The organism is Kitasatospora sp. NPDC059648, assembly GCF_042734825.1.
Classification (GTDB): domain Bacteria; phylum Actinomycetota; class Actinomycetes; order Streptomycetales; family Streptomycetaceae; genus Kitasatospora.
Genome location: NZ_JBHWDU010000017.1, coordinates 1 through 19,647 on the forward strand (window position 1 = coordinate 1; position 19,647 = coordinate 19,647).

At 71.9% G+C, this 19,647-nt stretch carries 17 protein-coding genes and 1 pseudogene; all 18 read left to right on the forward strand.

What is annotated here, in order from left to right:
- Positions 1-99: 99 nt before the first annotated feature.
- A pseudogene (locus ACFV1W_RS13255) lies at positions 100-399 on the forward strand (transposase); the annotation flags it as partial.
- A 124-nt stretch (positions 400-523) separates the two neighbouring features.
- On the forward strand, positions 524-1,813 hold the full coding sequence (locus tag ACFV1W_RS13260; protein ID WP_380415911.1) for a hypothetical protein: 1,290 nt from the start codon (positions 524-526) through the stop codon (positions 1,811-1,813).
- A 225-nt stretch (positions 1,814-2,038) separates the two neighbouring features.
- The gene (locus ACFV1W_RS13265) at positions 2,039-3,820 is read left to right on the forward strand and encodes a type IV secretory system conjugative DNA transfer family protein (protein ID WP_380415913.1); all 1,782 of its coding nucleotides are present in this window, start codon (positions 2,039-2,041) and stop codon (positions 3,818-3,820) included.
- Positions 3,817-4,302: a hypothetical protein gene (locus ACFV1W_RS13270; protein WP_380415914.1), complete on the forward strand. Its 486-nt coding sequence runs from the start codon at positions 3,817-3,819 to the stop codon at positions 4,300-4,302. The genes ACFV1W_RS13265 and ACFV1W_RS13270 overlap by 4 nt, the downstream gene beginning before the upstream one ends.
- 28 nt (positions 4,303-4,330) lie before the next feature.
- Complete coding sequence (locus ACFV1W_RS13275) at positions 4,331-4,606, forward strand: hypothetical protein (RefSeq protein ID WP_380415916.1); 276 nt, start codon at positions 4,331-4,333, stop codon at positions 4,604-4,606.
- A 454-nt stretch (positions 4,607-5,060) separates the two neighbouring features.
- The gene (locus ACFV1W_RS13280) at positions 5,061-5,804 is read left to right on the forward strand and encodes a hypothetical protein (protein ID WP_380415917.1); all 744 of its coding nucleotides are present in this window, start codon (positions 5,061-5,063) and stop codon (positions 5,802-5,804) included.
- 137 nt (positions 5,805-5,941) lie between these two features.
- A complete protein-coding gene (locus ACFV1W_RS13285) occupies positions 5,942-9,346 on the forward strand; it encodes a hypothetical protein (RefSeq protein WP_380415919.1) in 3,405 nt (1,134 codons plus the stop codon).
- Positions 9,337-10,335 carry a hypothetical protein gene (locus ACFV1W_RS13290; RefSeq protein ID WP_380415921.1) on the forward strand — a complete coding sequence of 333 codons (999 nt, stop codon included), beginning with the start codon at positions 9,337-9,339 and terminating at the stop codon, positions 10,333-10,335. The genes ACFV1W_RS13285 and ACFV1W_RS13290 overlap by 10 nt, the downstream gene beginning before the upstream one ends.
- A gap of 672 nt (positions 10,336-11,007) precedes the next feature.
- On the forward strand, positions 11,008-12,216 hold the full coding sequence (locus ACFV1W_RS13295) for an MFS transporter (protein ID WP_380415923.1): 1,209 nt from the start codon (positions 11,008-11,010) through the stop codon (positions 12,214-12,216).
- 29 nt (positions 12,217-12,245) lie between these two features.
- Entirely contained in the window at positions 12,246-12,959 is a 714-nt protein-coding gene (locus tag ACFV1W_RS13300) for an HAD family hydrolase (protein ID WP_380415925.1), read from the forward strand.
- 135 nt (positions 12,960-13,094) lie between these two features.
- Complete coding sequence (locus ACFV1W_RS13305) at positions 13,095-13,685, forward strand: DUF4913 domain-containing protein (protein WP_380415927.1); 591 nt, start codon at positions 13,095-13,097, stop codon at positions 13,683-13,685.
- Positions 13,682-14,428 carry a glycosyl hydrolase gene (locus tag ACFV1W_RS13310; RefSeq protein WP_380415928.1) on the forward strand — a complete coding sequence of 249 codons (747 nt, stop codon included), beginning with the start codon at positions 13,682-13,684 and terminating at the stop codon, positions 14,426-14,428. The genes ACFV1W_RS13305 and ACFV1W_RS13310 overlap by 4 nt, the downstream gene beginning before the upstream one ends.
- Positions 14,425-14,913, forward strand: coding sequence for a hypothetical protein (locus tag ACFV1W_RS13315; RefSeq protein ID WP_380415930.1), 489 nt, complete (start codon positions 14,425-14,427; stop codon positions 14,911-14,913). The genes ACFV1W_RS13310 and ACFV1W_RS13315 overlap by 4 nt, the downstream gene beginning before the upstream one ends.
- A complete protein-coding gene (locus ACFV1W_RS13320; protein WP_380415932.1) occupies positions 14,913-15,560 on the forward strand; it encodes a hypothetical protein in 648 nt (215 codons plus the stop codon). Before ACFV1W_RS13315 ends, ACFV1W_RS13320 begins: the two co-directional genes overlap by 1 nt.
- 121 nt (positions 15,561-15,681) lie before the next feature.
- The gene (locus ACFV1W_RS13325; protein WP_380415934.1) at positions 15,682-16,398 is read left to right on the forward strand and encodes a hypothetical protein; all 717 of its coding nucleotides are present in this window, start codon (positions 15,682-15,684) and stop codon (positions 16,396-16,398) included.
- A gap of 15 nt (positions 16,399-16,413) precedes the next feature.
- Positions 16,414-17,229, forward strand: coding sequence for a winged helix-turn-helix transcriptional regulator (locus ACFV1W_RS13330; RefSeq protein ID WP_380415935.1), 816 nt, complete (start codon positions 16,414-16,416; stop codon positions 17,227-17,229).
- Positions 17,230-17,340: 111 nt separating this feature from the next.
- Complete coding sequence (locus ACFV1W_RS13335; RefSeq protein ID WP_380415937.1) at positions 17,341-18,126, forward strand: DUF317 domain-containing protein; 786 nt, start codon at positions 17,341-17,343, stop codon at positions 18,124-18,126.
- Positions 18,127-18,556: 430 nt separating this feature from the next.
- Entirely contained in the window at positions 18,557-19,510 is a 954-nt protein-coding gene (locus ACFV1W_RS13340; protein ID WP_380416092.1) for a DUF317 domain-containing protein, read from the forward strand.
- Positions 19,511-19,647: the final 137 nt, after the last annotated feature.

Sequence of the window (19,647 nt, forward strand, 5' to 3'; positions counted from 1 at the left end):
CTGCGCTGGTCATACTGGCGACGGCGCAGCCAGACCCGCGCCCGCCGCAGCCACTACAAACGCCGAGGCCACACCCCATAACTGCGGTTGCAGTATTAGGCCTACTCGTCCCGCGGCAACCGCGCCTACCTGTGCAAACGCCGCATCAAGGCCGTCATCCCGGAGAAGAAGGACCAGGCCGCCAATCGGAAGAAGAAGGGCAGCAAGGGCGGTAGGCCCGTCAACCACGACGCCGAGCTCTACAAGGAGCGCAACACCGTCGAGCGCCTGATCAACAGGCTGAAGGCCTGGCGAGGCATCGCCACCCGCTACGACAAGACGCCCGCCAGCTACCTCGCCGGCCTCCACCTCCGCGGCGCGATGATCTGGATCAAAGACCTCAGCAGGACCACCCCTTGATCGCGACCGAATACGCTCCCTACCACCGGTCGGCGGCCGGACCAAACCGCGAATCCTGCGGATCCTCGTCCCCGTCAGCCCGCGCCGCCGGGCACCGCCCACCGATCGTCCGAGAGGGGACTCCGTGATCGCCCACCTTCAACGCGCCGCCACCACGGCCGCGCTGATTCCCACCCTCTACGGCCCGGAGGATCCCCGCTACCGGCTGCGGCCCCGGCTGATCGCCGCCGACTACCGCGGTGCCAACAAGCAGCTACCCTTCTTCGGCGACGCGCAGGAAGTCCTGGGCGGCGGCGTGCTGGACACCCCGGCCGCGCGGATCGGCGCCCGCGCGCCCGACCGGCCGGTCTGGCTGTGCTCGGTGCGCTCCGACCCCCGCCAACCGGACCTGAGCGACGCCCAGTGGTCCGACGTCACCCGGCGCCTGGTTGCGGCAGCCGGGCTCGCGCCCGACGGAGACCCGGAAGGCTGCCGCTGGGCCGCGATCCGCAACCTCGACCGCTCGGTGCACATCGTCGCCACCGTCGTGCGCGAAGACGGCCGCATCCACAGCTCATACCGGGACGCCTTCCACGTGCAGGCCGAGTGCAACCGCATCGCCACCGAACTCGGCCTCACCCGGTCCGTCCCCTCCATCACCACCGCCAAGGACTACCGGATGCCCACCCCCATCATCACCATCAGCATCGAGCCGAGCGGCAGCGTCACTGCCAAGGGCTCCAGCGACGACCTGTCCGCCACCCTGCTCCGCACAGCCGGATTCCGGCAGACCGAGGACTGGCACGGCCGCCGACACCGGCTGCCCACCACCACCGCCACCCCCGACCGGGCCGCCATCGCCACCCACGCCACCGAGATGCTGCGCGCCGCCCGATACAGCGTCGACCTCGACCCGAAGCTCGACCTCAACCGGCTGACCACGCCCACCGACCCGAACGGTCTCAAGGTCACCGGCCAGCAGGTCCTCCAACTGACCGACCGCATCCGCGGCGCGGCCACCGCCGCCCAGGCGGCCGAGGCGATCGACCAGCTCCTCGACCCCGACGACGGCGTCCTCGCCCGGCTGCGGGAAGCGCTGGAGGCTGCGGCGGAGCAGGTCACCGACCTGGACCCCGACGAGTACGAGCTGTCCGACCGCTTCTCCACCGCTGCCGAGTGGGTCGGCACCGCCGAGGCCGAACTCGTGGACGCCGTCGGCGATCTGCGCTCCCTCGGCACTCCGCCGGACGCGCGCGAACTCGCCCGCCGAGAGCAGACCGCGGCTGTCTACCCCTCGCCCGCCGTCACCAGCGCGGCGCTCGCCGTCTCCCCGGCCGCCGCCACAGCCGGGCTGCGGACAGCCGCCGGTCCTGCCGCACCGGTGTCGGCGCCGGTGTCGGCCGCAGCGGTCTCCGGTGCCGGCCGCGGCCGCTGACCCCGTCATCTCCCCTTCTCAGGAGCCTCCCGTGCCCGAGTAGTGCTACTCGTCGATCGGCGAAGCCGGCCGCCGCAGCCACACCGACCGCCACCCGCGTGACCCGCCGCACCCGCTGAAACGTTCCCCCACCCCTGCCCCCGGAGGAGAACGGCCCTATGGCGATCCGGACGAGAGCCGCGCGCGCCCCGCCCGCCGCCCGCTCGCACCCACCTGGAATCCCTCTTGCCTGCCCCGCGCACCAGCGCGCCGTCGACCAGCACCGGCACCGACGCGCTCCTCTACCTCCTGTTCGGCGTCCTCGGCGCCGCCCTCGCCTTCGGTAGCCTCGCCTGGCTGACCGGCAGCCTCACCAACTACTTCGTCGGGTCCGGTGGTTGGACTCCGTTCCGTGTCACCGACGCGCTGCTCCACCCCGACCGACTGTGGCCGCGCCTCACCCCGACCGCAGTACTGGTCAGCACGCGCATCGTCCCCGCTCTGATCACCGCGCTCCTCGGCGCCACCGCGCTCGTCATCGTGCTGCGTCGGCGCGCCGGCGCGAAGAGCGGCCTGGCCCGCAAAGCGGACATCGCCCCGCTGCTCGACAAGGAGATCACGCAGAAGGCCAGGAGCCTTCGCCCGAGCCTGAAGGACCAGAAGGAGATCGCCCAGGCCGACCGCGGCATCCTGGTCGGCACGCTCTCCCCCGGCCGGGCCGAGGTCCGGGCCTCGTGGGAGGACGTGATGGTCGCCATCATGGCGCCCCGCTCCGGCAAGACGTCCGGAATCGCGATCCCCGCGATCCTCGCCGCCCCCGGTCCCGTCCTGCTCACGAGCAACAAGGCCGCAAACGATGCGTACACGGCGTGCGTCGACGCTCGTGCGAAGGTCGGGAAGGTCTGGACGCTGGACCCGCAGCAGATCGCGCACCACCCGCGCGAGATGTGGTGGGACATCCTCGCCGACGCCCGCGACCTCGCTGGCGCCAAGCGGCTCGCTGGGCACTTCGTGACCGCGAGCGTCGACGAGTCCAGCGGCTCCGACTTCTGGTCCACCGCCGCCGCGAACACCTTGGGCGCGCTGTTCCTGGCCGCCGCGAGCCACCGCCGTCCGATCACCGACGTGCTGGCCTGGCTCGCCTCCCCGGCCGACCGCACCCCCGTCGACCTGCTCGGCGATGCCGGCCACCACGCGGTCGCCGCCCAGCTCCAGGGCACCGTCACCGGTGCCACCGAAACGCGCGATGGCATTTATGAGACGGCGAGGCAGTACGCGAGCTGCCTGCTGGACCCGGAGATCGCCGCCTGGGTCACCCCGACGCCGGGCCTGCCCGAGTTCAAGCCGTTCGGCTTCGCCTCCTCTCGGGACACGCTGTTCCTGCTCAGCAAGGACGGCGGCGGCTCCGCCAGCGCGATCATCGCCGCTGCAGCGGACGCGGTGATGCGCGCGGCCGTCATCGTCGCCGAACGATCCGGCGGACGGCTCGACCCGCCCGCCCTGTGCGTCCTCGACGAGGCGGCCAACGTCTGCAAAATCAGTGACTTGCCGGACCTGTACTCCCACTTGGGCAGTCGGGGCGTCATCCCGATCACCATCCTGCAGTCCTACCGGCAGGGCCAGCGCTGCTGGGGCGAGGCCGGCATGGACGCGCTCTGGTCCGCCGCCACCACGAAGGTCATCGGCTCGGGTATCGACGACGCGGACTTCGCGGACCGCCTGTCCCGGCAGATCGGCGAGCACGACGTGCAGACCATCTCCGTCTCCAATTCCGATGGCGGGAAGTCGACTTCGGTGTCGATGCGCACCGAGCGGATCCTGCCGCCGGACGAGATCCGCGCGCTCCCCAAGGGCAAGGTACTGCTGTTCGCCACCGGTCTGCGGGTGGCGATGCTCGACCTCAAGCCCTGGTACAAGGAGCGCTCCGCCAAGGAGATCGGCCCAGCCTCCGCCCGCGCCACCCAGGCCATCACCGAACGGGCCATCGCCAAGTCCCGTGACCACGACGGCTTCGGGCCGGCGGCATGACCATCTCGAACGCCTCCGCCCTCAAGCGCGCGCAGTCCAACCACCAGGCCGCAGTGCCCGACCCGCCGTTCGCCGGGCCTGGCTGGCGCCAACCGCGCACCGACACCTGGGTCTACCAGGATGCCCCGAGAGCTGCCCACGTGCAGGCGGTCCTGCTGGATAACGGGAACTGGTTCCTTGACCTGTGGTCAGCGCAGTCCCGGCTACTCGCCTGCGGTTCGGCTCCCGCTGGCGAGGCCGCCGCCGTGGCCCCAGCGCTCACCGCCAACGCCGCGAGGTTGGAACCGCCGTCCGGCCTTGAGGCGTCCCGGCGCCGCTTCGCCGCAACCACCGAGGCCGTACGCGCCCACGGCCACCCCGGACCGGACGAGGCCAGGGTCCGCGCGGCCACCGCCGCCTCGCCTGCCCGACCCAGGGCCCTCCCGACCAGGATGCCGGCCACCGCACCAGCTGCCGCGACACCTGCCCGCCGTCGCCGCTGAAACCGCCCGCCTCCCCGAGGAGTTATCCGTGTCCGACAACAACTCGCCCACCCGACATGCCTGTCCGAAGCCGCTCGCCAGTGCGCCGGTCGTCCGCCGGGGCAGCCAGTGGTGGCTGATCACCAGCGACGGATCGATCCAGGCCACCGATGTGGGTTTCCGGGAATCCGGTGCCCGGCAGTTCGACCCTGCTGGAGTGCGGCCTTGTAGGAGGCGGCATCAAGCTTGGCCGTCATGCACCGCCACGCTCCTGTCCCGTGGGCTGGTTAACCGTCGGATCGAGTGCGACGATGACGTACTCTGATACGCCGTCAGGCTATCTAAATGCGAGCTGCCGGCTGGGGTGGGTTGATGCTGACGTGGATCGAGGCAGCGGCGTATGGTGCGGGCGGTGGACTGATCGCTGAGGCGGTTGTCACCTTCGGGCGCCTGCACGCATGGCAGCAGGCGCGACACGCGGCGAGGGCCACCGATGCGTCGCTTCCTCGGCTCGGTATGTTCGTCGATCCTCTCGCGGACTCGCTCGCCGCGCTCTTGCGTGTGGCGCTGGGGGGTGCGGCCGGATGGCTACTCCACGCTGAGGTCACCGGCGTATACGCGGCGGTGACCGTAGGGGCCTCGGCTCCCGCGCTGCTTGCCCAGGTCGGCAGGGCGACCACGCCGGCCGAGGCTCTCCGGGGGCCTGGCGCAGCAGAGTCGGGGGCACCCCAGTCGCGGGTGGCGACCCGTGGGCTTTCCGCCCGTGAGGAGGAGGCGTCATGAGCGCCGGCTCGGTCGTCCAGCGCTCCTGGTGGTCGTTCACCGGCCGTCGGCCGCCGCTCCTCCCGCCGACGACGGGGCGCGGGCGAGCCGGATACACCCTGTGGCAGCGGTTTTGGGCCTCGTTCATCGGCTTGGACCTGGCTCCCACGCGCGTCGGTGCCCTGCTCACCCAGACGGCACCGTCCGTCGTCCAGCGCCTGCCCGCTCGGGAGGAGCCGTCCCGGAACCTGCCCGGGACCGGTCTGCTCGCCCCGGGACGGTTCCAGCTGCCTCGGCTTGTACAGGTCGGCGGTCTGACCGCCGCAGGCGCCGACGCGGTGCTGCTCGAGGCGTCCTCCCCGGACGGCAGCGTGAGGTTCCTGGTGCGCGGCCACGGGACCGCCCCGCCCGGGTACAGCCTGGAACTGGTGCTGCACCGCACGGACTCCACGGGGCCGGTGATGACGGCAGTCGGGTACGCCGGGGCGGACGGCACCGAGCGGCTGCTGCTCGTGCCGGTGGTGCGGGGGCAGTTCGGTCCTCCAGCCTCGTACGTCCAACTCCCGGACTTCACCATCGGGGCGGCGTGGACGGCTTCCGTCATCACTCCGGTGAGTTCGGATAGCTCTTGGGACGCCGCGACGGTCGCTGCATCGGTCCGTGCTTCGCTCAACGAGGCGACCCGCGATGCCTGGCGTCAGGTGCGGGAGCGGGTAGCGGACGACGGCCTGCGTGCCGTGATCGACGGAGAACTCCAGTGACGGCGTCGGAGGAGCGCGAGCGCGTCACAAGCCCCGGGCACGGGACGCGTCCGGAGAGTCCCGGGGCTCGCTGGAGGCCTTGGCGCCGGTCGGGCACCCGGCCCGGCCCCCTTGCTGCTCGGACAGCGCTCGAGAACGTGCTGGAACGCGCCACGAGCCCGCAGGCTGCCGTCCGCGAGTTGCTGGGCGAGCCGCCGTTGTGGTGGAACTGCTGCAGTGAGGCGGTCCGCGTCGACCCCGCCTGGCTGTCAAGTCGGCGCTGCGAGGAACTAAGCGCTTGGCTCGATGCGACGGCACCGGACCAGGACACCGCATCGGTTGCGCCGGCCGATCACGCCCTCTTCCTGGCCCGGGCGCTGGCCGCGCCGGAGGGTGGGAGCGAGGATCATGACGCCGTCCTGCTGCGGCTGACGGAGGTGTGGGAGCAGAGCGGGCTGTTGTGCGCCGACGCCGTTTCCGGGCCCGCGCAGCCTTCTGGCAAGGGGCTCGCCGACCTCTCCCCGTGCCTCGCCCGTGGTCTCAGCGTCGTTTTCGAGCGGAGTCAGCACCTGCGTGCCTCTGCCGGTTCGAGCGCGACGCGCCTTGGTGCCGAGAGTGTTCTCGTGATCGCCGCGCTCCTGATGGCAAGCCTCGAACCGCGCAGGCGGCCTGCCGTGCGCGTGCCGGTAGTCTTCGGCCGATCAGCCGGACCGGACGGACGGACAGCGTTGACGGAAGGGGCCACCGGGGTCCTGGAGCTGCGCGAGTTCCCTCCAGGGCCGGCGGGGTTGTACCCCGACCCGCGCGCGATGGCCGGCGTGCGGAGCCCGAACGGCCAGTTCGCCGCCGCGCTGGGTCACGCCTGGCGGCTCGCCGGCCCGCGTCGCGAGGGGCGCTGCGTGCTGTGGCGCATCGTCCTGTCCGACGAACCTGCGGCTCCGGCACAGATCGAGGGTCCCTCGCTTGGCGCGGCTTTCGCTCTGGGGCTGCGCGAACTGCTGCGCCACCCGCCGTCCGGGCGGCCCGGTATCGCCTGGCTGCGCGGGGTCTTCTATGGCCTGCGCCCCCGGACGGCGGTCACCGGTGCACTCGACGGAGGTGAGCGTCTCCTCAAGGTCAGCGACATGGATGCCAAGCTGCTGGCCGCGCGCCGCAGGGGCCTGCGGCTCGTCGTACCAGAGGCGAACCGGCTCGACGCCGCCAAGGCACCCGAACCCGGGGACGTGAGGTTCGCCGCGACGCTGCGACAGGCCGACCGTCACGCCAGGCGGTTCCGCACTGGTCGCTTGGCGGTCGCCCTGTCCCTGGTTGCCGCGAGCGGTGCCGGTGCTGCTGTGGTGACGCACCAGGATGCAGTCGAAATGGCTAGGTTGACGACGGCCCACCGGCTTGTCGACGTGTCCCAGAGCTTGCTCGCCAGTGATACCGGGCTGGCCGCGTTGTTCGCGGCGCAGGCCTATCGGGAGCATCCCGATCAGCTGACCCGCACAGCCCTCTTCCAGGCGGTCACCGCCAGTCCTCACCTGGCCGACAGCATGCAGGCGAGCGGGACCGTTTCGGCGCTGTCGAGCTCGGCGGACGGGCGGGTCGCGCTCGCCGGAACCCAGCAGGGCGACGTGGAGCAGTGGACGCTCACTGGGACGAAGGTCGGCCCGGCTCGCCGGCTCGGCCGACTGCCCGGAACCGTCACCGCCGTCGCAGCCGACGCCGACGGCAGCACGGTCGCCGCGATCGACCGGGGCACGGTACAGGTCTGGGCAACCGCGCAACCGGTCGCGACACCACGGATATCGTCCGGGCAACGGCCCACCACGGTGGCAGTTTCCCCGTCGGGGCGCTTCGTTGCCGTCACGACGACGACCGATCAGTTCGACACACCACGCACGCTGTGGGTCCTGGACCGGGCCACCGGGGGCACCGGTCATTTTGACCTCGACCTGCATGCCGATCCGTCTGCCACCGCGTTCTCCGACGATACGCACGTGGTGGCCTTCGAGAGCGGCTACGGCGGCTGGGAACGCATCTCCCTCCCTGAACTCGCCCGGGTCGCCGGCAGCACCGTCGGCTTCGGCGTCCACAACCAGGCATCCGCTCTCGCCCCGGACGGCGGCCATTTCACCTACACCAACGGCGCCACAGCAATCCCGGTATGGGCCTCCGACGGCGCACCCGACATCGATCACCCGTCCCTGCACGCGCAGACCCAAGCCGGCCATCCAGCAACGGCACTGGCGTTGAGCCACGGTGGCTCGTGGGCCGCCGAAGCCGTCGGCAGCAGCATCTACGTGTCGCGCACCACCGCGCCGGACCAGTCGGCACCAGCACCCGTCGTCCTCACGGGCGCGGGGACGGTCACTCGCGGCGCCCTTGCCTTCCTCGGTGGAGACGGCAACCGACTGATCTCGGCCTCCGGCGACATGCTCAGCCTGTGGGACCTCGCACAGTACTCGCGGATTGCCACGCCAGCACGTGCGACCATCCCCCTGTCCTGCAACGGCTGCCGGGGACCAGGCGTCTTCCTGTCTCCGGACGGCCGCTCGGCCGCGGTCATCGACGGCAACGGGGTGAGCCTGGACGTCGAGAAGCTGCAGCCGCCCGGCACCGGCTGGAAGACCTCCGCGACGGCGGACGGGATCCTGGGCGATCAGGGATTCGCGGCAGCCTTGTGGCAGAACGACGGCAGCGGACTCATTGTCGTCTCGCCACAGGACGGCAGCGCCCAGATCCTGTCGGCGGCAGGCGGATTCGGGATCACTGGCGCGTGGCAGCCAGTGCCGAGTCCGCTCCAACTCCCCGATGCGGCCGCAGTGCTGCAGTTCCTACCGGACGGGCGGCAAGTGGCTCAGATCGACAATTCCGGCACAATCCGCTTCCGGGACACGATGACCGGAAAAGTACTGCGCCAACTGGACGGCCCCCGTGACATGGCTCCCACCGCGGAAGGGTCGGGGAATCGCTCCCCCGGGTGGGCGGCACTCGACACGAAGGCCGACCACGCGGCCGTGATCGACTCCGGTTCGCTGGAACACCGGACCGAGAAGGTCGTCGTCACGGACACGGCCACCGGCCGCTCCCGGCTCCTGTCCGGAAGCGGCGCCGTGGGCGTCGCCTTCGCGGCGGACCACCTTCTCATCCAGCGGGCCAACGGGACCCTGGAGGTATGGACCTCAGCGGGAGACCGCCTGCTCAACACGCTCCAAGGCACACCCGACACGAGCGTCGGCCCAGTCGTCGGCGGCACCCTCCTCGCCGAGAAACCCCTGGACGACACCGTGCGGCTGATCGATCTTCAGTCCGGTCAGACTTTCGGCACCCTGAATCTCCCCCACGGCAGCAAGGACAGGTCCACCGGCATGGCGTTCTCCGCAGACGGCACCGAACTGGTCACCGCCACCGAGTCCGGCGGGGACGCCACCGGCGACGTGGGCACCCTGATCACGTGGAAACTCGATCCGAGCGCATGGCTGCGAGCCGCTTGCGAGGCCGCTGGCCGAAATCTCACACCCGACGTTTGGACCCAGTACCTGGGCACCCAAGCCCCATCGGACCTGCGATGCGCATGATGTCGGTCCGACAACGGCTGACCGCCGTTTCGATCGCCCTTGCCACCGCTCTCGCGCTGGTCGGCTGCCAGGACACCGGTGACCAGGGTCCCGCCCCGACCTCGGCGGACACAAGCACCACAGCTGACACGATCTTGCTTCCCGGCAACACCGGCCCCCTCGCGATGACCGTTGCCAGAGACGGATCGCTCTGGGTCACCGAACAGCGGATCAGCGCCATCGCCCGGATCAACCCTGCACGACAGGTCGCCCAGTACCGCATCCCTGGCGACAGCGAACCCAAGGGGATACTCCAGGCCCCGAACGACACGATCTGGTACGTCGGCGCCGATCAGCTCAAGCGGATCGACACGTCCGGGCGGACGAATGGTTGGATGGAGGACGACGGAGGCCTCGGCTACCCCACAGCCATCACCCTCGGCCCCGATGGTGCCATTTGGTACGACGAGACCGGATCACCCGCGCTCATCCGACGTATCGACCCATCACGTGGCCCATCCACCGTCGCCGTACTGCCCGATGGCTGGACGCCCAGCGGCATGACCTCGGGGCCCGATGGCGCCGTGTGGTTCTGCGAGCACGACGACCAGCACAACGCCGACGCCATCGGACACGTGACGCCCCAAGGCACGTACACGAGTTGGCCACTACCTCCGGGGTCCTACCCATGGACCATCGTCACCGGCCCCGACGACGCGCTCTGGTTCACGGAAGTGAACGGGATCGGACGCATCACCACCGCCGGGGTCATGACGCACTTCACCGTCGCAAACACCAAACACCCGAGGTCCCTCATCTCCGGCCCCCAGGGCGCACTCTGGTTCACCACCGAAACCGGCATCGGGCGACTCACCCCGGCGGGCAGCCTCACCGCCTGGCCCATGTCCGATGTCCAGGCCTTAGACAGCATTGTCGCCGATCCGAACGGCGGATTCTGGCTCGCCGATTCACAAAAAAGCGAAATCCGCCACTTCCAGCCCCCCAGCTGACCTAAAGCCAGAAGATCACGCTCGCGCCGCTGCAGGACAGCCCCCCTGCCCACCACGGACCGTCCCTCCGTATTCTGGCGACCCCATGATGGCCGATCCCGGCTGAACGCCCCAGCGCAGCCACCATCGAATCGACGACCTACGCGCGTGTAGGGCGTCGATATAGCGATACGCACCCCGAAGGTCGAAAAACGGCCGATGCTGCCCTGCAGGCTGTACAGACCCGCGGAACAGCTCATACGGGCATCTGCACATTGCCCTGTGTACGTAAGTGACAATAAAACTCGGCAATCCGACGGTTGTAGTGCCGAATCGAACTGACACCAGTGCAGGTCAGCGCGCATCCGCAGTGACAGTTATCTCAAGTAGTCACGGCTGGGTGACAACCACCCCGGGACTCGGCCGCCCGGCCCAGCTTACCGCGCTCGGCAACGGCGCTGTTCCCCAACAGACCGCCCGAGCTTCGGAGTTGCTGGCGCCGCCGTTCTCGCGTTGCCCGCGCTGCCATGCCGCGTAAGGGGGCTTATACCTCTCTTTCCCGGCCGGACCAAATCCCGGAATCCGCGGACTCTTCTCTCCGCAGCCGCACCATCCGGGGGCCTGTCATGCCTGCGCATGCCCCTGCCCGGCGCGCCCGCGCGCCGCCGGCCGTAGAGCCGAAAGACTTTCTCCTTGAGCACCACCACCGCCACCGGCCCAGCCCAAGGCAGCGGATACCGCGCTGTCCTGGGCTCGCCGCACGTCGCCCGGCTGCTGGGCGGCACCCTGATTGGCCGTCTTCCCAGCGGCATGGCGCCGATCGCGATCCTGCTGCTGGTGCGCGCCGAGCACGGCCCGCTCGCCCTGGCCGGACTGCTCGGCGCCCTCTACGGCCTCGCCGCCGCCGTCGGACAGCCGCTGCTCGGGCGCCTGGTCGACCGCCACGGCCAGACCCAGGTCCTCGTCCCCGCCACGATCGCAGCCAGCACGGCGTTCCTGCTGCTGCCGTGCACCGGCCCGGCCCGCCTCCCGGTGCTCGCCGCGCTGACCGTCCTGGTCGCGGGGCTGGCGACGCCGCCGCTCGAGGCGGGGCTTCGGGCGCTGTGGCCGCACCTTCTGCCTGATCCCGAACATCAGCGCGCCGCTCTCTCCTTGGACAGCAGCACCCAGGGCCTGGTGTTCGTCGCCGGTCCCCTGCTGGCCTCCGGCTTCGCCGTCGGCGCCGGGGCGACCACCACGCTGGTGGCGACCGCGGCTCTCGGCCTGCTCGGCACCGGCCTGGTCGTCACTGCCGGACCCTCCCGCGCCTGGACGCCGACCGAGTTCACCGAAGCGGTGCACTGGACGGGTCCGCTGCGGGTGCCGGGACTTCGGGTGCTGTTCGCCGCGCTGATCGGCACCGGTGTCGCGCTCGGCGCGGTCAACGTCCTGGCGATCAGCACGGCCGAGCGCCACCACGCTGGGTGGCTGGCCGGGGTGATGCCGGCCGCGCTGTCCCTGGGGAGCATGCTCGGCGGCCTGGCCTACGGCCGCCACGCCTGGCCCGGCGCCCCCGCCACACACCTGGTCGCCGCGTCCATCGGCTTCGCGGCCGGATGGCTGCCCCTGCTGCCCGACCCCGCGCCCGCCATCGCCGTCCTCGGCGCCGTCCTGCCCGGCACCTTCCTCGCCCCGCTGCTGACCGCCGCCTTCCTCACCGTCGACCGCCTCGCCCCGCACGGCGAGTCCACGGAGGCGTTCGCGTGGCTGATCGCATGCATCGGCGTCGGCCAGGCCGTCGGAACCGGCCTGGCCTCCCTCGCCGACGCCGCCGGTCCCCTGCTTGTCGCGGCCGTCCCGCTCGCCGGGGCTGCCACCGCCCTGTGGGTGCTGCACCGCTTCAACGACCGCCTGTCCGCCTGATCACCAAGCTCATTCCGAAGGACCCCGCCGTGAACACCGTCTTCTTCGCCGCCGCAACTCCCGCCACCCGCATGCACGTTGTCTGGGACTGGAACGGGACGGTCAAGGACGACCTCGACGACCACGTCTCCGCGCTGAACGCCACGCTGCCCGCCCTCGACGGCGAAGCGGTCGACCGGGAGACCTACCGGGCCAAGCACACCGTGCCGATCCCGAACTTCTACGCCCGCTTGCTCGGCCGCGAGATCACCGAGCAGGAGTGGATCTCCAGCGACAACGCCTTCCTGGCCCATCTGCGCGCCCAGCCGGTGCGCGTGCGCGAGGGCGCCGTCGCGCTGATGGCCGCACTGCGCGAGGCCGGGCACACCCAGTCGCTGCTTTCGCTGTGCCCGCACGACACCCTGGTGCGCGAGGTCGAACAGGCCGGCATCAGGCACTTCTTCCAGCGGATCGACGGCCGAACCGGCCCCTCCGGCGGCACCAAGGCCGCACCGCTGACCGCCCACCTCACCGCGCTCGGCCTCGACGACCAGGCGCACCGGGTGCTGCTGGTCGGCGACGCCATCGACGACGCGGACGCCGCCCACGCCAACGGGGCGCTCGCAGTGCTGCACACCGGCGGTCTCCACCACCCCGCCAAGCTCGTCGCCGCCGGCCACCCGCTCACCGACACCCTCGCCGACGCCGTCGTCCTCGGCCTGCGTCTGGCCAGCGCCCGGCGTGTTCACCCCGCCTGCGTCTAGCACGAGTTGGAGGCCGTACCAAACCGCTGATCCTGCGGATCCTCTTCCTCACCCGCACCACAGGAGAGCAACCGTGCCCTGCCGAAGAAGACCCACCGCCCCGTCCCCTGCCCGTTCGAACCCCCTGGATGTGCCATGTCCGACCCGCTGCCGGGCGCCTCCGAGCCCGAGCCGATCCGCATCCCCGACGAGGACCTCGACGACCTCGTCAGCGCGCTCAGCCGCACCATGGCCGAGGTCCGCCAGCACGGCGTGCTTCTGGACCGCCTTGGCTCGGAAGCCGGCACCGAGCCCGACGCGGGGCCCGGCTCTGAGCAGCCGGACCCCGCCGCCGAGGGCGAACCCGGGGCAGCCCCGCCCCTGTTCATCCTGGCGATGGGCGGCGCGCAGTACGCCGTCGAGCTGGCCGGGCTGGCGAACTGGGTCACCCACCTCCTGCTGCCCGCCTACGGCCGGGAGATCAGCTCCACCCGCCCCTGGTGCGCGCGCTGGTACGAGCACCCCGAGGCTGTCGCCCGCCTGCACGGCCTCTGGCTCGCGTGGCAGGAGCTGACCGCCGCCGAGGCCGGCCGCACCGGGCCCTCAACGTGGCACCGCGACCACCTCGATCACGCTCTCCTCCAACTCCGTTCCCCCGACGGGCCGTTCGCCGCGTGCACCACCAGCCCCTCCCGGCCCGCCCATCGCCTCCTGTCCACCCCCGACCAGCTGGGACTCGCCGCATGAGCACCGATCTCGACTTCGACGTCGACGGCCTGTCCCCCGCCGACGACGACTCCGACCACCTGTGGCGGTACACCTGGGAGAGCGACTACGACCTCCTGGCCCGGCACGACATCGGCGAGCACAGCTTCTTCCTCACCTTCGACACTGCCGCCACGTGGGACGTCGAGCGGAACCCGCCGAACATCGCCACCTTCGATGTCCAACGCGACCGGGCTCAGGGAACGTTCGCGATGGACAGCTTCACGCACGCCAACGTGGCGTTCGCGCGCAAGTGGCTCGCCGACCGCGGCTGTCCACCCGAGGCGATGGAACTGCGCACCCCCTTCGCCCCGGCCGATGAACTCACCACCCGGACCGAGGACCAGATCCACCGTTCCGGCGAGCGCTACGACCTCATCGAGGTCAAGGCCGCCGATGAGGACCCGACCCAGGCGTGGACCATGGCCATGGACAAGCACGCCACCGAGCTGCCGGTCCGGGTCTTCATCGAACAGTCCCAGCCGGACCAGGGCACCTACACGGTCCGCGAAGGCGCGTTCCCCGACTACGCCGCCGCCGAGGATTGGCTGGACGCGCAGAGCATTCCCCTGCCGCAGCCGCCCGAGTACCGGCGCGACGCCGACGCCCTGCGCACCCGCGCCGCGCTCGCCCGCAGCACCGCCCCGATCACCGCTGCCGCCGTCGTGGCCTCCGCACCCGCGGCAGCCGCCGTCGCGCAGCCGGATCGGGGGCGGTCCCTGTGAGCCGCGCCAAGTACGGGTTCGCCGCCCACCCCGACGCCATCGCCGACCTGCGCCAACTCCCCGACGCCGTCCGCGACCAGGCCCTGTTGCACCTGCAGGACCTCGTGCACGGCGAGCGCGTCGCCAAGCGCCTCGATGGCCGGCTGGAGGGCTGCCACAAGATCTACCTCGGCGTCGGCGAGCAGTGGGCCAGCCACCGCCTGGTCGTGCAGTTCCGCGACGCCCCCACCGACTCCCGGCACCGACGCGAGGTGTACCTCGTCGCCGCCGGTCCCCGGCTCGACTACCAGGTCTACCGCTCCGCCCAGAACCGCCTGGGCCGCACCGGACTCAACCTCCCCTCCGGCCTCGGCCCCGCCGAGGAGGCCCGCGTCCGCGCCGCCCGCGCCCGCTCCACCGCCCCGGCACCCGACCGCGGCACCGGCCCGGCCTACACCACCGCCTCCCCCGGCTACGCCACCACCACCGCCCGAAAGGCCCGCTGATGACCACCGCTCCCACCCACGCCGACCTCGCCACCTGGCTCATCGAGGCGGCCGAGGCCGTCTCCGGCATCGTCACGGCCCAGCGCCCCACCCCGCCGTCGCGCTCCTACCTCCAGCCGGTCCTCGGCCCGCTGTCCGCCGGGCCCGATGTGGTCGGTGAACTGGCCTTCCGCCTGGAGGACCTGCTGGCCAAGGAGTACCCGGCCACCCCCGCCGTCCTGTTCACCGTCGCCTCCTACGCCTCCGCCCTGGGCTGGCTGACCGAGTCCCTCTCCGAACTCACCCAGATCGTCAACCTTCTGTGCACCCACGCCGGCATCCCCGCCATCGGCACTGCAGCCACCACCCCCGATGAGGTAAAGGGCTTCGACCTGTCCGCCTACTCCCCGCAGGACCGGGAGGCCGTCACCGCCCTCGCCGCCGAGGCCGGCCTGCCGCCCGGTCTCTACCTCCGGGTTCTCGGCCGGGCCCTGGTCGCCTGCGCCGCCTTCGCCGAGGCGTGCACGGAGATCACGGCTGGCCTGTTCGAGGACGCCCGCGAGCTCATGGACGAATCGGTCAGCGCCGTCCCGCTCGGCGGGGAGGGCCCCGGCAGCCTGCCCACCCTGGTCCGCTCCCTCCTGGCCCGGATGGAGACGGCCGAGTGAACCCCCACGACCCACTGACGAACCCTGGCGCCCACCTGGTGTTCGACGAGCTCGGCGTCGAGAACCCCTGGGAGCTGTACGCGCGCCACCCCGGCGAAAGCCCCCTCACGCGCCTCGCTTCATGGTCGCCACCTCCGCCCGCGAGGTCGACCGGCTCCACCAGGACCTCACCGCGAAGGCACAGCAGGTGATCGAACGCCTGGCACCGATCGCCCAGGGAGACCACGCCTCGATGCGCGGCGTCAACGGCATCATGCAGTCCGCCGGCCTCCAGGTCGAACTGCTCAGCGCTCGCCGGGGCGCGGCCTTCGAGCAGCTCACCGGTGCCGTCAGCGCCTACGAGCGGTGCACCGAGGCCGGCCTGCCTGTGCCTGAGAGTCCGCTCGCTCTCAAGCACGCAGCCGCCACGGCCTCGCAGGCGCCGGCCGCCGAGCCCGACCTGCCCAGCACGCCGTCCGGGTACGACCCCCACATCCGGGAGTTCGAGGCCCTGGCGGCGATCGACCACGGTGGTCTGTGGCTGCGCCAAGACGCCCTGTACCACTTCGCGTTCCTCTCGGACGGCAGTGGCGAGCGTCCGTCGGTCTGGTTGCACACCGTCGAGGCGCTGATGGCCGAAGACCTCGTCGTCACCGACACCAGCACCTCGCCCTACCGGCCCGGCCACCTGCTCTCGCTGACGCCCGCCGGCCAGGCCCTCCTCGATGCCTCACGCGCCGCAGACCAGCGCGTATCCGCCGCGCTCTCCCGTAGCGCCGCCGGCCCCACCGCATCACCTGCCGCCGAGCCAGCGCCATCCGCCCCCTCCCCGTCCGCCCAGCCGACCCGCGCCCGTTGACCAGGAACCACCACCATGTCCCAGACCCTCACCACCACCCACACCGACGCGCAGACCGTCCAGGCGACCCTGCGCCAACTCGCCCCGAAGTGGACCACCGCCTTCGTCCACACGATCGCCAAGTACGGCCCGGAGCTACGCGTTCGCGACTTCGGCCAGTACTTCCCAACGCTAAGCCAGACGTACACCAGCAAGCGGCTGACCACGATGTCTACTGCCGCTCTGGTGACCCGCGACGAGCAGTTCGACCGAACGGCCCCCTACCGGCTCACCGACCGGGCGCGCACGCTCGGCCCGGTCTACCGGGCCCTCGCCCAGTGGTCCTCGGACCATCTTGACCACACTCCCCAGGGACGGTCCGGCCGGATCGAGGATGCGCTGCACCGCCTGCAGTTGGTGGACACTACCGAGGTGGTCCGGCTGCTCTCGGCACGCGGCAGCATGCGTGTCAGCCATCTCGCCGAGCAGGTCGGCGTCTACGAGCAGCTCATCGCCACCCGCCTCAACCGTATGCAGGCGGACGGGCTGGTCACCCGGACCGGCCACCGGCACGGCGACCCCTACACCCTGACTGACGCCGGACGGGCCCTCGGCCCCGTCTTCGCAGCGGTGCAGCAGTGGGAGAACCGGCACTCCTCCGCCTCCAAGGTCAAGGTGCCGACCGCGACCCGCACCCTCGGCGCCCCGGTCACTGGAGCGAACGCTGCCCGGACCGCGGCGGCCCTGCGGCGAAGCGCCGTCCCCTCCACCCTGTTTAGCCACGCCCCGCTGCCGCAGCCGCGCGTTCCGGCTGCCGTCACCGCCGCCTCTGGCCCCTCCCGCAGCAGGTGACCGCCATGAACACCCCGGCCAGACCCGACCGCCGCCGCCCCTGCGGGCTCGTGCGGCGTCAGGTCACCGCCGACGGCGCACGAGCCCGCTCCCCGCCACCAGGAGCAACCCGTGCCCTCCGCCTCCCCCCTTCTGCTCGTCACCCCGGTCTACCTCGCCGGCCCCGGTGACCCCTTCACCGTCACCTTCCCGCTGGACACCGCCCCCGGCTGGACCAGGACCGAAACCGCCGACGTCCTGCGCTACACCAGCCCCTGCGGGCGCGCCACCGTCGCCCACGAGCCGGCAGCCGGACCCCGATCCTGGACCGTCCGCGGCTACCTCGCCCCTGACGGTGAGCCGTTCTGGGCCGCCAGGTTCGGTCCCGGCACCCCGGCCGAGATCACCACCGCGTTCACCACGCCCCTCATCGACGGCCTGCGCAGCAACCACCGCGACTACCTCGAAGGCGGCCCGCAGTACCGGCCGGGCAGCCCGGCCTCCCTGCTGGCCGAGCGCGGCTGGTGGCCGAACCCGAACAGCCCGAGCGGCTTCCACGACCAGATAGCCCCGGACGGCCGGGCCTACTACCGCCACCGGGTGGGCTACCAGCCGCCGCAGGCCGAGCTGGACGGCCAGGTCCCGGCGTCCTGGGCCATGATCGGCGGCAGTCCCCACCGACCGCTCTGGCAGGCGGACTTCACCATCGGCGTCCCCTTCTACCTCCTGACTCGCTCCGCCGTCGCCCTCGCCGTGCATCCGGCCAGGCGGCTCAGGACAGACATCCCGCGCGCGAACCGCCCCCACGTGACCACTGGACGCGCGGCACCGGCTGCCTTCGCCCTGAGCGCCGAGGAACCACCCACACCTGCCAGCGCACCGAACTCGACCACGGCCGGCGGCCCGCGCCGCCGCTGACCGAAGGAGCGCCTCCCCATGCCGGACCTCTCCTGGCTCGAGCGCCCGCGCGAGTACCGCATCTCGCCCCGCTTCCTCGCGGGCCCCACCCACACTGGCGACCCCGGACTCAAGCCGCTGATCGACGCCGGCTGGAACTTCAGCCGGGACGACCTGGGCAACGTCTTCGTCGCCACCCCTGATCACACCGTCCGCTGCGGTTTCCTGCCCGAGGGCGAGCACGGCGAGCTGTGGGTGATCAGCGCACGCCCACGCCTTCGCCCCGCCCGAGTGGCTGGTCACCCTCGACCTCAATGCCCCTCCGGAGATCGTCGGCGAGTTCACCACCGCTCTCGCCGCGGTCCACGCCGACGACCCGGGCACCGTCCTGGGCGGCAGCGCCAAGATCGGACTCGACACCACCACCCGCCTCATTCGCAGCGGCTGGCGGATCGACCCTCAAGCCTCAGCCACCGCCCTCCGGACGCCCGACCAGCTCGTCACGGTGCACCGGCGGCGCGGCCACCTGCGCCACGAGGCCGAGATGGCCGGTGACGCGGAGCGCTGGCTGTTCGAGGTCGGGCCGCCAGAGCACCGCTGGTACGCCACCGCCTCCTCAGCCCTCCCGGACCAGTTGCTCGGCGCGCTCGCCACGGCCGTCGCCAACCCCGCACCGGTCGAGCGCTACCTGCGGCCCTCCGCCCTCAACTGCCTACCGCGGCAAGCCATCGCCGTCCCGGCGGCGCCAACCCGCTGGAGGTCTCCCGCATCCAGGCCGCCACCGCCCGCTCGCCCGCAGCCTCGCGCCGGCCCGCTGCCGCCCTGGCGTACACCACCGCAACCCCGCCGCCGGCACCCCGGCAGCCCGCCCTCGCCGGGCGCTCCCACTGACCGCCCCACCAGCACCCTGGAGAACGCCGTGCCCGACGCCACCCCCCTCGACCACGCGGACGCGATGATCGAACGCGCCTGGGGCCGGCCCATCGCCGAACTGGAGAAAGCCGCGCCCCGCCTGCCCGTCGAGGACCCCATGCTGCGCGCGGCGATGCACACCCGGTCCCACCTCGTGGTCGTGTCCAACTCCGCCGCCGTACACCAGGACCGCCTGCACGCCCTCACCCGGCCCGGCCAGGTCCCCGCCTTCTACGACCTCGACCGGATCACCGAATCGGCGAGCGCGCTGCGGACCGCCTACGCCGAGAGCAACACCGCGCTGCACGCGATCCGCAACGTCATCGACGCCCGCGAGCACGCGCTCAAGGCCGAAGACGGCCCGGGCGCCGAACGCGTCCGGGCCGCCACCGCCCGCACCTCGCAAGCTCCCCGCCCCCTGGGGCTGCCCGCCGGCCAGTCCGCCCCACCGGCCGCTGCCGCTGCGGCCCAGCCCATGGCGAACCGGCGGTAGCCCCTGGTCAGTCCGCGGCCTGGTCGTGGGGGGGGGGGGGGGGCGCGGCGGCCCCCCCCCCCGCGCCCCCCGGGGGGGGGGGGGCCGGCCCCCGGCCGGGACGGGGGAGCCGGTGGCCTGGTCCGATGGGCCGGACG

Bases quoted from the DNA above. Each gene is read 5' to 3' on its own strand.
- ACFV1W_RS13320 (WP_380415932.1), top strand. From the start codon at position 14,913: ATGACCACCGCTCCCACCCACGCCGACCTCGCCACCTGGCTCATCGAG.
- ACFV1W_RS13270 (WP_380415914.1), top strand. From the start codon at position 3,817: ATGACCATCTCGAACGCCTCCGCCCTCAAGCGCGCGCAGTCCAACCAC.
- ACFV1W_RS13330 (WP_380415935.1), top strand. From the start codon at position 16,414: ATGTCCCAGACCCTCACCACCACCCACACCGACGCGCAGACCGTCCAG.
- ACFV1W_RS13290 (WP_380415921.1), top strand. From the start codon at position 9,337: ATGCGCATGATGTCGGTCCGACAACGGCTGACCGCCGTTTCGATCGCC.
- ACFV1W_RS13305 (WP_380415927.1), top strand. From the start codon at position 13,095: ATGTCCGACCCGCTGCCGGGCGCCTCCGAGCCCGAGCCGATCCGCATC.
- ACFV1W_RS13325 (WP_380415934.1), top strand. From the start codon at position 15,682: ATGGTCGCCACCTCCGCCCGCGAGGTCGACCGGCTCCACCAGGACCTC.
- ACFV1W_RS13310 (WP_380415928.1), top strand. From the start codon at position 13,682: ATGAGCACCGATCTCGACTTCGACGTCGACGGCCTGTCCCCCGCCGAC.
- ACFV1W_RS13280 (WP_380415917.1), top strand. From the start codon at position 5,061: ATGAGCGCCGGCTCGGTCGTCCAGCGCTCCTGGTGGTCGTTCACCGGC.